Genomic DNA, 12297 nt, shown 5'->3' with positions numbered 1-12297 from the left:
CACCCCCCAGGTCATCCCTTCGACAGGGGGCAACAGTCATACCGGGCCCGGAGGCCAGCGGCCCTCTTGCAGGACCGCGAAAAAGATAACGGGGGACCCTGCACGGCGCACCGGGGGCCAACGCGCCCTCCAGCGCTTATCATGCCGATGTCACCCCTTTGCCCGGAAATGTTCATGCGGGCCCCCGGGTGTCGTTCATGTCTTCCGATCACTCCACGCCGTGGTGGCGCACGCACCGGCGCGCAGCGAATGTGCAGGAGGTACGGCATGTCGGACCGGTCTCCCGATCTGCGGGTGCACTCCGTTCCCGCGGGACCCGAACCCGCCGGGCGGCACGATTCCCCGACGCGACTGACCGTCCTGCTCGGTCCCGGCGGCACCGCGCGCACCGAGGCCGTCGTGATCGGGGAGCTCGACGCCGGGACCGCGCCGGAGTTGCGCCGCGCCCTGTTCGCCGCCCTGGAGGCGGGGGACGGCCTCGACCTGGACCTGCGCGACGTCACCGGCTGCGACGGCGCGGGGCTGAACGCCCTGCTGGAATTGCGCAACCGCGCCCTGGCCGCGCACCGGACGCTGACGGTGACCGCCGCGAGCGACACCGTGCTGCGGCTGCTCGACCTCACCGGCAACCGCGGGGCGCTCACCCCGTCCCGCCCGTCGGCGCACCGGCTCGGCGCGGACGTCCGGCGCCTGTACACGGCGGTGTGCCTGGCCCTGCTGGACGCGGGCCTGCCACTCGCCCGGCAGGACGGCGGCGAGGACCGTCCCGTGGTGGAGGCGGGTCCCCGTGGCGTGGTGGTGCGCTGGGACACCCTGTCCGGCACCGGCCCGGCGGCGTTCTGGCCGGCCTGGACCCCGGCCGGGACGCATCGCCGTCCCTTCCACCGGGCCGTGCTGGACGCGCTCGCCCTGGCCGGGTTCCGCACGGTCGAGGACAGCACGGCGACCCGCGAGATCATCGTCACCGACCTGCCGGAGCGGACCCGCCGCTGATCGCCGGCCGCACCGCCGCTGCGTGCCCGGACGAAGTCGGGGTAGGCGGCAGCCAGGTACACGGCTTGATCCCGTACCCCCGCCCCCACAGGAGGACGACGTGCTGCTGGCCCACCCCGCCGTGCTGAACGACCTGGTCGACCGTTACGAGACGCTGACGCTGCTCGACCCCGAGGACCCCGAGGTGCGGCGCCGTACGGCGGACGTCGCGTACACGCTCTGCGTGGCGACCGGCACGAGGGACGTCGACGCGGCGCTGATCGCGGCCCGGCTGCGGCTGCCGGGGGCCCGTCCGCTGGACGACTCGGTGCTCGCCTGACGGCGCGTCCGCGATCCCCTCGGCGGCCGGGAAGGAGACCCTTGCGCACGGTGGGTGTGGAGGAGGAGTTGCTGCTGCTGGACGCGGAGTCCGGCGAGCCGCGGGCGTTGTCGGCGGCGGTGCTGGCGTCGGCGCGCCGTGACCCCGGCGCTCCCGGTGAGGTGTTCGAGGCGGAACTGCAGCGTCAGCAGGTGGAGTTCGCCACCCGGCCGCAGTCGCGGATGGAGGACCTGGCGGCCGAGGTCCTACGGTGGCGCGCGGCGGCGGCCCGCCACGCGGAGCGGTCCGGTGCGGCGGTCGCGGCGCTGGCGACGTCACCGCTGCCGGTGAGCCCGTCGCTGAGCACCGGGGAGCGGTACCGGTGGATGCGTGAGCGGTACGGGCTGACCGCCGAGGAGACGCTGACGTGTGGCTGCCACGTCCATGTGTCGGTGGAGTCCGACGAGGAGGGCGTGGCGGTCCTGGACCGTGTCCGGGGCTGGCTGCCGGTGCTGCTGGCGCTCAGCGGAAACTCGCCGTTCTGGCAGGGCCGGGACAGCGGCTACGCGAGCTACCGCAGCCGGGTGTGGGGCAGGTGGCCGTCGGCCGGCCCGGTGGAGCCCTTCGGTTCCGCGGCCGGCTACCACGAGCAGGTGCGGGCCATGATCGCCACCGGGGCGCTCCGCGACCCGGGCATGGTGTACTTCGACGCCCGACTCTCGCACACCTACCCCACCGTCGAGGTGAGGGTGGCGGACGTCTGCCTGGACGCGTCCTGCACGGCGCTGCTGGCGACGCTGGTGCGGGCGCTGGTGGAGACCGCCGCCCGCGCCTGGCGGGACGGCGAACCGCCGTCAGGACCGGCCGTGGGGCTGCTGCGCCTGGCGACCTGGCAGGCCGCCCGCGAGGGCCTGGGCGGCCGCCTGCTCCACCCGGTGACCTGGGAACCGGCCCCGGCCGAGGCCGTCGTCCGCGCCCTGTTCGACCACGTACGCGACGCGCTGGAGGACAACGGCGACCTCATCCCCGCGCAGGACGCCCTCGCCGCGCTCCTCAAGACCGGCAACGGCGCCCAGATCCAGCGCGACCTCCTCCGCCGCACCGGAAGCCTCCGCGAGGTCACGGCGGCCTGTGCCCGCCGCACCCGCGCCTGAGTGCTGACGTACCGTCACCGGTCCTCCGTTCACCCGCCGTTCGGCCGCGCGCCGGCCGACGGTCCGCGCGCGACCTCGTCAGGTTCCGGAGCGGCGGCTTACCATACGCATGCGTACGGAGCGGCACTTGGGGGAGGCGCGCTTGTTCGGCAGCATGCGTGGGGACGTGCCGGAGCTGCCGCGCGGGGTGCGGCTCTACCGGCTGGCACCGGACGGCTCCGTCGTCCTCGCCGATCGTGACGGCGCCCGGGAGTTACGGCCCGAGCGGGACCTCCTGCGGTTCATCGACGACGGCCAGTTCGCCCACTACCTCGTGGGGGACGCCGCCACGTCCCCCGAACGTCCCTCCAACGCCACCGTGAAGCTGGGCGTCGTCGGCCCGCGCAGCGCCTTCACCCCGCACGCGCACGGCGGTGAGCACTTCGTCCTGAGCCTCGGTCACGGGGCCTGCGGGCTCTACGACGCCGACCGCGGCCGGGTCACCGACGTCCCGCTCGTCCCGGGTGAGTTGATCCGGATCCCGGAGATGGTGCCGCACTCCTTCGCCAACCGGGGCACCGCCCCGCTGAACCTCCTCGCCGCCAACACCGGCTTCGGCATCGACCACGAGGACTACGCGATCACCGCCGCCGAGGCGGAGCGCAGGGCGGCCGGGGACCGGCGCGCCACCGCCCCGCCCGGCGGGCGCACGGACACCCTCGCCCGCACCGACTACCTCGCCCTCGCCGCCGCGTTGCGCGACGTCGAGCGGGTCCAGCGGGTGCGGGGGCCGGGCGTCACCAGCGTCCGGGAGCGTCTGGCCGCCCGGCTGCGCCGGGTGGCGTGGCGACTGGAGGGCCGCCGGTGATCTGCCCGCACTGCGAGAGTTCGCTGCTGCGCAAGGAGCGGCCCGGCAACGTCTGCGGCAAGTGCGGACGCCGTTACGCCCTGGATCCCAAGACCAATCCGATGGGGCTGCACGACCTCCGGATCCGCCGGATCGTCCTGCGCCTGACCCAGGACGGACGACTCCCCTGCACGTCGGGGCAGTTGTGGTACGCGCTCTCACGGGCGTCGCTGCGCCGCACCCGGGTCGAGGTGGGCTGCGGCGTCGTCCTGACCGTGGTGGGAGTCGTGGCCGGGCTCGTCGGGCTGAGCACGGGCTCCGTGGCCTCCGGTGCGGTCGGCGGGGTGGCGCTGCTCGCGGCGGGCGGCTTCGTGGTCGCGAGGGTGCGGGGCGTGGGCCGGGGCCGGCCGCGGCTCGCCCGGGAGGTCTTCCGTACCGGTCCGCTGGAGGAGTGGAGGAAGGTGTACGGCTCGCTGCCGGCCGGAGTGGTCGACGACAGCCGCTACCCCCGGACGCCCTACGCGGCCGGCGGCCCGGTGCTGGTCTGCCCCGACCGCTCCGTCGCCGTCTTCCTCGACGCCACGGGGCTGACCGCCCGTCACCGGCTGACCCTGGTCGTCGGACCGGGGGCGCTGCCCGCCCCCTCCGGACCGGGCCCCGTCCTGGTCCTCCACGACGCCGACGCCGAGGGGCTGCTCCTCCCCCACCAGGTGCGCTCCGCGCTGCCCGGGCGCCGGGTCGTCGACATCGGCCTGCCGCTGGGCGCCGTGTACGGTCTCGACCGCGCGGTGCCGGTACGGGGTGACAGGCCCGGCCCGGAGGTGATGCGGGCGCTGGAGGCGACCGGGGAGTACAGCGGTGAGCAACTGACCTGGCTGGGCCGGGGCTGGGGGTTCCCGCTGGTCGGGGTGGCCCCGGCGAGGCTCCTCGCCGCCGTTGCCAGGGCCGCGGAACGGGTGGCGGAACGGGCGGCCGGGGCGCCGGACGCACCGCAGGGCGGGCGGGCCGCCCTCGGCTTCATGACCTGGCCCGGGGAGGGACCGTGATCTGCCCCCACTGCCGGGCGTCGCTGCTGCGCAAGGAGCGTCCCAACCGCGTCTGCGGCAAGTGCGGACGCCGGTACGCCCTCGACCCCAAGGTGCACGGCAGGGGCATGCACGACACGCGGATCCGCCGCGTCGTGGAGAAGGCCACCGACGGTGGCCGCCGCAACGTCACCGTCACCCAGCTCTGGTACCTGGCGAGGACCGGCAACCCCGTCCGGGAGGCGGGCCCGGACTACAGCATCTCCCCGTGGACCGCCCACTCCGTCGGCGCGGGACTCCTCGCCGGGCTGGTGCTGCTCGGCTTCCTGGTGCACGACAGGCCCTTCGCGGGGATCGTGCTGGTCCTGGGCGCGGCTGTCTCGATCTTCCTCTACGGGGCGGCGCTCAGCGCACGGGACAAGACCCGGATCCGTGCGCAGGCGTACGTGCTGCCCAGCCATCGGAACTTCCGGTCCATGATCTGCGGGGACTGGGTGCAGGTGTACGGGCACCTGCCGCCCGGGATCGTCGACGACGGAGCGGGCCGCGCGGCGCCCCCGCACACCGGGCAGCCACGGCCCGGAACCCTGGAGGTGCTCTGCCCTGACCCGGCCGTCCGCGTCTTCCTCGCCGCCAACGACTTCCCGGCACGGCTGGACCTGACCCTTGCCGCCGGGCTCGGGGAACTCGCCGGGACCGGCCCCGTGCTCGTGCTCCACGACGCGGGTCTGCGCGGTCTCCAGCTGGTCGCCGACGCCCGCACGCAAGAGCCCCGGCGGGTGGTCGTGGACGCGGGGCTGCCGCTCCGCGTCGTCGTCGGCAACACCAAGGCCGTACGGCTCCACGAGGATCCGCCCGAGGACGTGCTGGAGGAACCCCCGCAATGGCTGCGGGATCTGGCGCCGGCCGCGCCCGACCACGCCGACTGGCTCTTGGAGGGCTGGTTCAGCCCGCTCGCCGCCGTCCCTCCCGCCGTCCTGGAGTCCGCCCTCGTACGGGCCGTGCGGGAGGCCCGCGGGGCTGCCGGCCGGGAGCAGCGCGAGGCGGTGGCCGCCGGGTTCCTGAGCTGGCCGCGGTCCCCGGAAGCAGCGGCGGAGTACGGGAACTGACATGCCGGAACCCACACGTCCCGTCGGCCGGCTGCTGCTGGAGCGGGCGATCGGCGTCGCCGGACGGCGTGCCGCCTCGCCCGGGGGTCTGCGCTTCACCGAGCGGCAGCTGTACTACGAGACCTGCCGTGTGCTGCGCCCCCTGCCCGCGCCGCTGCGGCGCGTCGCGCGCACGCCGGCCCCGCCGCTGCGGCTGTCCCGTTTCACGGAGGCGCTGCGCGGCAGGGAGCCCGCCGGGCTGCTGCCAGCCGAGCCCGCCGGCGGCGCCGGGATCGGCGGTCCCGGCCGGGAACCCGACCTCCACGCCTACGGGCTGCCCCGGCTGCTGGTGTGCCAGGACCGTTCCATCGCCCGGATGCTGCTGGCGAACCACGTGCACCTGGAGGCCGCCTGCCCCGTGCTGGACGCCGCGGGCGGCCTGCCGCTCGACGCGCGGCTCATGGACGCCCTGGAGCGCGCCGGGGACGCCACCGTGCACGTCCTGCACGACGCGAGCCCTTCCGGGATCGCCCTGCCCGGCCGGGTGCGCGAGGCGCTGGGCGCGGCGCCGGTGCGCGTCGTCCCGCTCGGGCTCGTCCCCCGGCACGCCGAGGCGATGCGCCTGGTGTCAGGGCGCGGGCCCCGTCCCGTACCGCCGCTCGGGCCGCTGCCGCAGGGCCTGCGGCCGCGGGAGGCCGAATGGCTCGCCTCGGGCCGGTTCGCCGAGGTCGCCGCGGTGCCGCCGGCCCGGCTGCTGCGCGCGGTGCTGCGGCTCGCCCGCGGTCCGCGGCCGGCCCGTCACTCCGCCCGGGACGAGCTGCGCGGGCTGCGTGCCGCGGGGTTCATGACCTGGCCCGACGCGTGAACCGCAGCGGGACCCGCCCTCTCGCCCGGGCCCATCCGGCCCCCGGCCCAGCCTCCGATGGAGCCCCCGACCCGCCTCCCGATCCCGACGCGAGGACCGTATGCCCGGACACCACAGAACCAAGGACGGAAGAACATGATCCGCCCCCGCGAGATCGGCTACACCGACACCCTGCTCGCCGACCGCAGCGTCCACCGCACCTACGAGGACGGCCGGCAGGAGTGGCGCCGGCGCGGCCCGCACGGGGTGGTGCACTGGCACGACGGCCGGGGCGGCGCCGGGACCGACGAACTGCTGGGCCACCGGATCGTCAAGCGCGTGCTCGCCGACGGCACGGTGACCTACGGCCGCGACATCGGCTACGGCCGCACCCTCTGGGGACCCGGCGACACCCTGACGGTGAACCGGACGTCCTTCGGCGGCCGGATGGGAGCGGCCCTCGTCGGCCTCGGGGTGGCGGGACTGGCGATCAGCGCCGCGCAGCTCCCGCCGCTCAGCCTCACGCCGGAGGAGGAAGAGGAGCTGCGCCGGCAGGCGCAGAGCTCGTCGTCCGGCGGAGGGGGCGACGGCGGCGACGGCGGCTGGGACGACGGGGACTGGGACGACGACGGCGGTGGCTGGAGCGACGACGACTTCGGCTGACCCGGCGGGCGGACCCGGGCGACCGGCGGGCCGGACCCCGGCGGCCGGACCCGCCCGGCACGCGTACGCGGCGACAGGAAAGGACTCTCGGATGGCGCGCTTCTGCGTCTGCCTCGCGCCGGGGACCGGGCCCGGCGGTGACCGGCCCGGGCCGGCCGACGCCCACCTCACGGCCATGGGCGCCCCGCCCGTCGCGCCGGGGCTGGCCCTCGTGCACGACGAACCCGGGCGCGCGCAAGGGCCGTTCGACGCCCACGGGATGCGCGCCGTCGGCGAGGTCACCCTGCACAACCGCGCCGAACTCCTCGGCGCCCTCGCCGCCGGCGGCGCCCCCGCCCCGTCCGGCACGAGCGACGGCGAACTGCTGCTGCGCTGCTGGGCCCGGCTCGGCGAACGGGGCGTGGCCCTGGCCGAGGGCATGTTCGTGCTCGCGGTCCTCGACGGCGACGACCTCGTGCTGATCCGCGACCACGTCGGCGCGCGCACCGTGTTCTACGCCCGCGCCGCCGGGGTCTGGGCGGCCTCCACCTCCCTGCGGGCCCTGCGCCGCTGGCCGGCCCTGGGCACCCGGATGAACCTGTCGGCCGTCCGTTCGTTCCTCACCTTCGCCTATCTGCCGGGTGACGAGACCCTGCTGGAGGGCGTGCGCGAGGTGCTCCCCGGCCGGGTGCTGCGGCTGGCGGCCGACGGGACGGTGACCGAGACCGTGCACTGGGAGCCCCGGGAGACGCCCGGCGGATCGGGCGACCCCGTCCTCACGCTGCGCGCCCTCCTCGAGGACGCCACCGCGCGGCGGCTGCCCGAGGCGGAGGCCGTCGGCGTCCTGCTCTCCGGCGGGATCGACAGCTCGCTCGTCACGGCGCTCGCCGCGAAGCTGCACGGGCAGCCGGTCCACACCTACTCCATCAGTTTCGGCGACGAACTCCCCAACGAGCTGGGCTACTCGGGACTCGTGGCCGCCCACTGCCAGACCCGCCACCGGGTGCTGACGGTCTCCGGCGAGGCGGTCGCCGCCCGTCTCGCCGGCACCGCGGCCCTGCTCGACAGCCCGGTCGGGGACCCGCTGACGGTGCCGAACCTGCTGCTGGCCGAGGCCGTCGCCGGGGACGGGCTGGAGGTCGTCCTGAACGGCGAGGGCGGCGACCCGGTGTTCGGCGGGCCGAAGAACCTCCCGATGCTGGTGCAGGAGATGCACGCCTGCGCCCCGGGAGCCCGCGACGAGCCCTGGTGGGAGGACCGGGCCACCGCCTACCTGCGGTCCTACCGCAAGTGCTGGACCGACCTCCCGGAGCTGCTGACCCCCGACGCACTGTCCGCGCTGGAGTCCGCGCCGGCCCCGCAGCGCTTCGTCGAGCCCTACCTGACGGGCCCCGGCCGGATGACGCACCTGCTCAACCAGTTGCTCCACTGCAACCTGCGGACCAAGGGCGCGCACCACATCCTCACCAAGGTCGAGCGGCTGACCGCCGCGCAGGGGATCGAGGGCCGTGCGCCGCTCTTCGACCGGCGCGTGGTGGACCACGCCTTCGCCACCCCTCCCGGGCTCAAGCTGCGGGGCACGGCGGAGAAGTGGGTGCTCAAGGAGGCCGTACGGGACCTGCTGCCCGCCACCGTCGTGGACCGCCCCAAGAGCGGCATGCGGGTCCCCGTGCAGCAGTGGCTCGGCGGCCCGCTGCGCGAGCTGGGCGGCGACCTGCTGCTGGGCCGGGCCGCCCGTCAGCGCGGGTTGTTCCGCCCCGGCACCGTCCGGACCTGGCTGCGCGGGGAGGGCACACTGCTCCCCCGGCAGGGCGGCAAGTTGTGGCTGGTGCTCACCCTGGAGCTGTGGCTCCGGGCGTACGACCTGTGAACGGATCCCCGATGGAGGCGACCACCCGGTGAACACCACCCTCATCGACCCCCGCACCGGCCGTGTCCGGGGCAGCTCACCCGTGGCACGCGAGGGCGAGGTGCGGTCCGCGGTCGCGGCGGCCCGCGCGGCCCTGCCGGGCTGGCGCGGGCTCACCCCCAGGGAGCGGTCCCGGCGGCTGGAGCGGCTGGCGGCACTGGTGGAGGAGCACGCGGACTCCTACGTCGCCCGGGAGGCCGCGGGGACGGGGAAACCTCACTCCGAGACGGCGGGAGAGGTGGAGCAGGTCGCCGACCTCCTCCGCTTCTTCGCCTCCGCCGTCCGCACCCAGTCGGCACCGGCCGCCGGACGGCTGGTCGCGGGGCACGAGAGCTGGGTGCGCCGCGAGCCGGTCGGCGTCGTCGGTGTCGTCGTGCCCTGGAACTACCCGCTGATGATGGCCGCCTGGCGCTGCGCGCCCGCCCTCGCCGCCGGCAACACGGTGGTGGCCAAACCCGCGGAGACCACCCCCGACACCCTGGAGTTCCTTGCGGAGCACGCCGCCGAGGCGCTCGGCCCCGCCGTCCTCACGGCCGTCCCGGGCGACCGGCGGACCGGCCGGCTGCTGGTCGAGGCCGACGTCGACATGGTCGCGTTCACCGGCAGCGCCGCCGCCGGCGCCGACGTGGCGGCACGCGCCGCGGGACGCCGCGTGAGTCTCGAACTCGGCGGGAACGCCCCGGTCCTGGTCCTCCCCGACGCGCCCGAGGACACCTGGACGGAGCTGGCCCGGGCCTGCACCTACAACGCCGGGCAGAGCTGCGCGGCGCCCGCCCGGGTCATCACGCTGCGGGAGAACCACGAGGAGGCGGTGGAGCGACTGGCCGCCGCGATGGGGGAACGTCTGGCGGGCAGGGACTTCGGCCCGCTCAACAACCCCGACCAGACGGCCCGTTACGACGGCCTGGTCAAGGCCTCCGCCGCCGGGCGGAACGTCGCGGCGGGCATCGCCCCGGGGCCCGGCGAGGAGAACGGCCTCTGGCGCCCCGCCCGGGTCCTCGCCGACCTCCCCGACGACGACCCGGCGGTGGTGGAGGAGGTCTTCGGCCCGCTGCTCACCGTGCAGCGAGCGGTGGACGTGGACGCGGCCCTGGCGCTGGCCGGCGGTGTCCCGCAGGCCCTGGCGGCGTCCGTGTGGACCCGGGACCTGGCCACAGGCCTCGACCTCGCCGGGCGCCTGGACGCGGGCGAGGTCTGGCTCAACTGCCACCTGGTGCAGACCGCCGAACTCCCGCACGGCGGCCGCGGCGCCTCCGGCCACGGCACGGACCTGAGCACCCTGGCACTGCACGAGTACCAGCGTCCCAAGACCGTCACCGCCCGCCTGTACGGGGGGAGTTGAGGCGACCCCACACACCGCAGCGGCCCGGCACCCCGCCAAGGGGGGGGTGCCGGGCCGCTGCGCGTGTGCCCGGGACGGGGCGGTCGCGAGGTGTCAGCCCGCGGTCTTCAGGAAGGCCGTCAGGCTGTCCAGGAGCATCGTGGTGCCCTGCTCGGCGAGGTCCCGCTCGTCGGCGGTGTCGCAGGTCTGGGACACCACGATCCGCGTCCCGCCGTCACCGTGCCCGGCGAGTTCGACGGTCATGAGCACCGGCTCGCTCCTCCCGTGCACGTCCATGCCGTACACCAGGCGCCGGTTCTCCTCGACCTCGACGTACGAGCCGGTCAGCGGGAACTCCCCGCCGTCCGGGGTGACCATCGTCGCCTTCCACGCCCCGCCCGGCCGCGCGTCCATCTCGACGGAACCGGGGGCGGCGTAGGACCACTGCTGGTACTCCTCCGCGGTGGTCCAGGCGCTCCACACCGCGGACACGGGGGCCTCCAGCGTGCGCTCCAACGTGTAGGAGAAGCCCTCGCCCGTCGTGTGTTCCGTGGCCATCTCGTGCTCCCTGTCTCGCTCTTGTCGGGTCGTCGCACGGTAGACGGGGGCCGGTCCCGGAACTCATCGGTCCTCCGCCACCTTTTTTCGCGCCACCCCGGCGGCTGTTCCTAGAAGAAGCCGAGCTTCTTCGGCGAGTAAGAGACCAGGAGGTTCTTGGTCTGCTGGTAGTGGTCGAGCATCATCTTGTGCGTCTCGCGGCCGATGCCCGACTGCTTGTAGCCGCCGAAGGCGGCGTGCGCCGGGTAGGCGTGGTAGCAGTTGGTCCAGACGCGGCCCGCCTGGATGGCGCGGCCGGCGCGGTAGGCAGTGCTGCCGTCGCGGGTCCAGACGCCGGCGCCGAGGCCGTAGAGGGTGTCGTTGGCGGTGGCGATGGCGTCGTCGAAGTCACCGAAGGAGGTGACGGCGACGACGGGGCCGAAGATCTCCTCCTGGAAGACGCGCATGCGGTTGTCGCCCTCGAGGATGGTCGGCCGGACGTAGTAGCCGCCGGCCAGTTCGCCGCCGAGTTCGGCGCGTTCGCCGCCGGTGAGGACCTTGGCGCCCTCCTGCTGGCCGATGTCGAAGTAGGAGAGGATCTTCTCCAGCTGGTCGTTGGAGGCCTGGGCGCCGATCATGGTGGCGGTGTCCAGCGGGTGGCCCTGGACGATCTTCTCGGTGCGGGTGACGGCCGCCTCCAGGAAGGCGTTGTAGTGGCCGCCCTGGATCAGCGCCCGGGACGGGCAGGTGCAGACCTCGCCCTGGTTGAGGGCGAACATCGTGAAGCCCTCCAGCGCCTTGTCGTAGAAGTCGTCGTCGGCGGCGGAGACGTCGTCGAAGAAGATGTTGGGGCTCTTGCCGCCCAGCTCCAGGGTGACGGGCTTCAGGTTCTGCGAGGCGTACTGCATGATCAGCCGGCCGGTGGTGGTCTCACCGGTGAAGGCCACCTTGGCGACGCGCGGGCTGGAGGCGAGCGGCTTCCCGGCCTCGACGCCGAAGCCGTTGACGATGTTGACGACGCCGGGCGGCAGCAGGTCGGCGATCAGGCTCATCCAGACGTGGAGGGAGGCCGGGGTCTGCTCGGCGGGCTTGATGACGACGGCGTTGCCCGCGGCAAGGGCCGGGGCGAGCTTCCACGTCGCCATCAGGATCGGGAAGTTCCACGGGATGATCTGCGCGACCACGCCCAGGGGCTCGTGGAAGTGGTAGGCGACCGTGTCGTCGTCGATCTCGGCGAGGCTGCCCTCCTGGGCGCGGATGGCGCCCGCGAAGTAGCGGAAGTGGTCGATGGCCAGCGGGATGTCGGCGGCGAGGGTCTCCCGGACCGGCTTGCCGTTCTCCCAGCTCTCGGCGACGGCCAGTTCCTCCAGGTGCGCCTCCATGCGGTCCGCGATCCTGTTCAGGATGTTGGCCCGCTCGGTCACCGACGTACGGCCCCACGCCGGCGCGGCCGCGTGGGCGGCGTCGAGGGCCCGGTCGACGTCCTCGGCGGTGCCGCGGGCGACCTCGGTGAAGATCTCGCCGGTGACCGGGGTCGGGTTGCCGAAGTACTCGCCGCGGGCGGGCGGCACGTACTCGCCGCCGATCCAGTGGTCGTAGCGGGACTGGTACTTCACGATCGCGTCGTCGGAACCGGGGTTGGCGTACCGGGTCATGGGGC

12 protein-coding genes are annotated in these 12297 nt (G+C 74.8%); 10 read left to right on the top strand and 2 right to left on the bottom strand.

Going from position 1 to position 12297, the window contains the following annotated elements; genetic code table 11:
• The first annotated feature begins 267 nt into the window (after window positions 1–267).
• The 10 genes from ACZ7MY_RS39105 to ACZ7MY_RS39060 all read left to right on the top strand — a co-directional run bounded on the left by ACZ7MY_RS39105 (window position 268) and on the right by ACZ7MY_RS39060 (window position 10121).
• Entirely contained in the window at window positions 268–993 is a 726-nt protein-coding gene (locus ACZ7MY_RS39105) for an STAS domain-containing protein (protein ID WP_499610091.1), read from the top strand.
• A gap of 100 nt (window positions 994–1093) precedes the next feature.
• Window positions 1094–1312, top strand: coding sequence for a DUF5133 domain-containing protein (locus ACZ7MY_RS39100; RefSeq protein WP_499610089.1), 219 nt, complete (start codon window positions 1094–1096; stop codon window positions 1310–1312).
• A 41-nt stretch (window positions 1313–1353) separates the two neighbouring features.
• On the top strand, window positions 1354–2445 hold the full coding sequence (locus tag ACZ7MY_RS39095; protein WP_499610087.1) for a glutamate--cysteine ligase: 1092 nt from the start codon (window positions 1354–1356) through the stop codon (window positions 2443–2445).
• Between the two features lie 109 nt (window positions 2446–2554).
• A complete protein-coding gene (locus tag ACZ7MY_RS39090) occupies window positions 2555–3292 on the top strand; it encodes a cupin domain-containing protein (RefSeq protein ID WP_499610084.1) in 738 nt (245 codons plus the stop codon).
• Window positions 3289–4317 carry a hypothetical protein gene (locus ACZ7MY_RS39085; protein WP_499610082.1) on the top strand — a complete coding sequence of 343 codons (1029 nt, stop codon included), beginning with the start codon at window positions 3289–3291 and terminating at the stop codon, window positions 4315–4317. The genes ACZ7MY_RS39090 and ACZ7MY_RS39085 overlap by 4 nt, the downstream gene beginning before the upstream one ends.
• Window positions 4314–5405, top strand: a complete 1092-nt coding sequence (locus tag ACZ7MY_RS39080; protein WP_499610081.1) for a hypothetical protein — start codon at window positions 4314–4316, stop codon at window positions 5403–5405. Before ACZ7MY_RS39085 ends, ACZ7MY_RS39080 begins: the two co-directional genes overlap by 4 nt.
• A 1-nt stretch (window position 5406) precedes the next feature.
• Window positions 5407–6249 (top strand): hypothetical protein, encoded by an 843-nt coding sequence (locus ACZ7MY_RS39075; RefSeq protein ID WP_499610078.1) that lies wholly within the window; start codon window positions 5407–5409, stop codon window positions 6247–6249.
• A gap of 135 nt (window positions 6250–6384) precedes the next feature.
• A complete protein-coding gene (locus ACZ7MY_RS39070; RefSeq protein ID WP_499610075.1) occupies window positions 6385–6891 on the top strand; it encodes a hypothetical protein in 507 nt (168 codons plus the stop codon).
• A gap of 91 nt (window positions 6892–6982) precedes the next feature.
• On the top strand, window positions 6983–8740 hold the full coding sequence (locus ACZ7MY_RS39065; protein WP_499610072.1) for an asparagine synthetase B family protein: 1758 nt from the start codon (window positions 6983–6985) through the stop codon (window positions 8738–8740).
• A gap of 28 nt (window positions 8741–8768) precedes the next feature.
• Window positions 8769–10121, top strand: a complete 1353-nt coding sequence (locus ACZ7MY_RS39060) for an aldehyde dehydrogenase family protein (protein WP_499610069.1) — start codon at window positions 8769–8771, stop codon at window positions 10119–10121.
• A 93-nt stretch (window positions 10122–10214) separates the two neighbouring features.
• Here ACZ7MY_RS39060 and ACZ7MY_RS39055 read toward each other — a convergent pair whose 3' ends face one another.
• Window positions 10215–10658, bottom strand: a complete 444-nt coding sequence (locus ACZ7MY_RS39055) for an SRPBCC family protein (protein WP_499610067.1) — start codon at window positions 10656–10658, stop codon at window positions 10215–10217.
• A gap of 110 nt (window positions 10659–10768) precedes the next feature.
• Window positions 10769–12292, bottom strand: coding sequence for an acetaldehyde dehydrogenase ExaC (gene exaC, locus ACZ7MY_RS39050; protein ID WP_499610064.1), 1524 nt, complete (start codon window positions 12290–12292; stop codon window positions 10769–10771).
• Window positions 12293–12297: the final 5 nt, after the last annotated feature.

The sequence above is a fragment of the Streptomyces sp. NPDC111520 genome (assembly GCF_055635295.1).
The sequence above is the reverse complement of the archived record's forward strand: the minus strand, read 5'-3'. Positions and strand labels throughout refer to the sequence as shown.

Coding starts and splice junctions, on each gene's coding strand:
- ACZ7MY_RS39105 (WP_499610091.1), top strand. CDS start 268: ATGTCGGACCGGTCTCCCGATCTGCGGGTGCACTCCGTTCCCGCGGGA.
- ACZ7MY_RS39090 (WP_499610084.1), top strand. CDS start 2,555: ATGCGTACGGAGCGGCACTTGGGGGAGGCGCGCTTGTTCGGCAGCATG.
- ACZ7MY_RS39075 (WP_499610078.1), top strand. CDS start 5,407: ATGCCGGAACCCACACGTCCCGTCGGCCGGCTGCTGCTGGAGCGGGCG.
- ACZ7MY_RS39070 (WP_499610075.1), top strand. CDS start 6,385: ATGATCCGCCCCCGCGAGATCGGCTACACCGACACCCTGCTCGCCGAC.
- ACZ7MY_RS39065 (WP_499610072.1), top strand. CDS start 6,983: ATGGCGCGCTTCTGCGTCTGCCTCGCGCCGGGGACCGGGCCCGGCGGT.
- ACZ7MY_RS39055 (WP_499610067.1), bottom strand. CDS start 10,658: ATGGCCACGGAACACACGACGGGCGAGGGCTTCTCCTACACGTTGGAG.
- exaC (WP_499610064.1), bottom strand. CDS start 12,292: ATGACCCGGTACGCCAACCCCGGTTCCGACGACGCGATCGTGAAGTAC.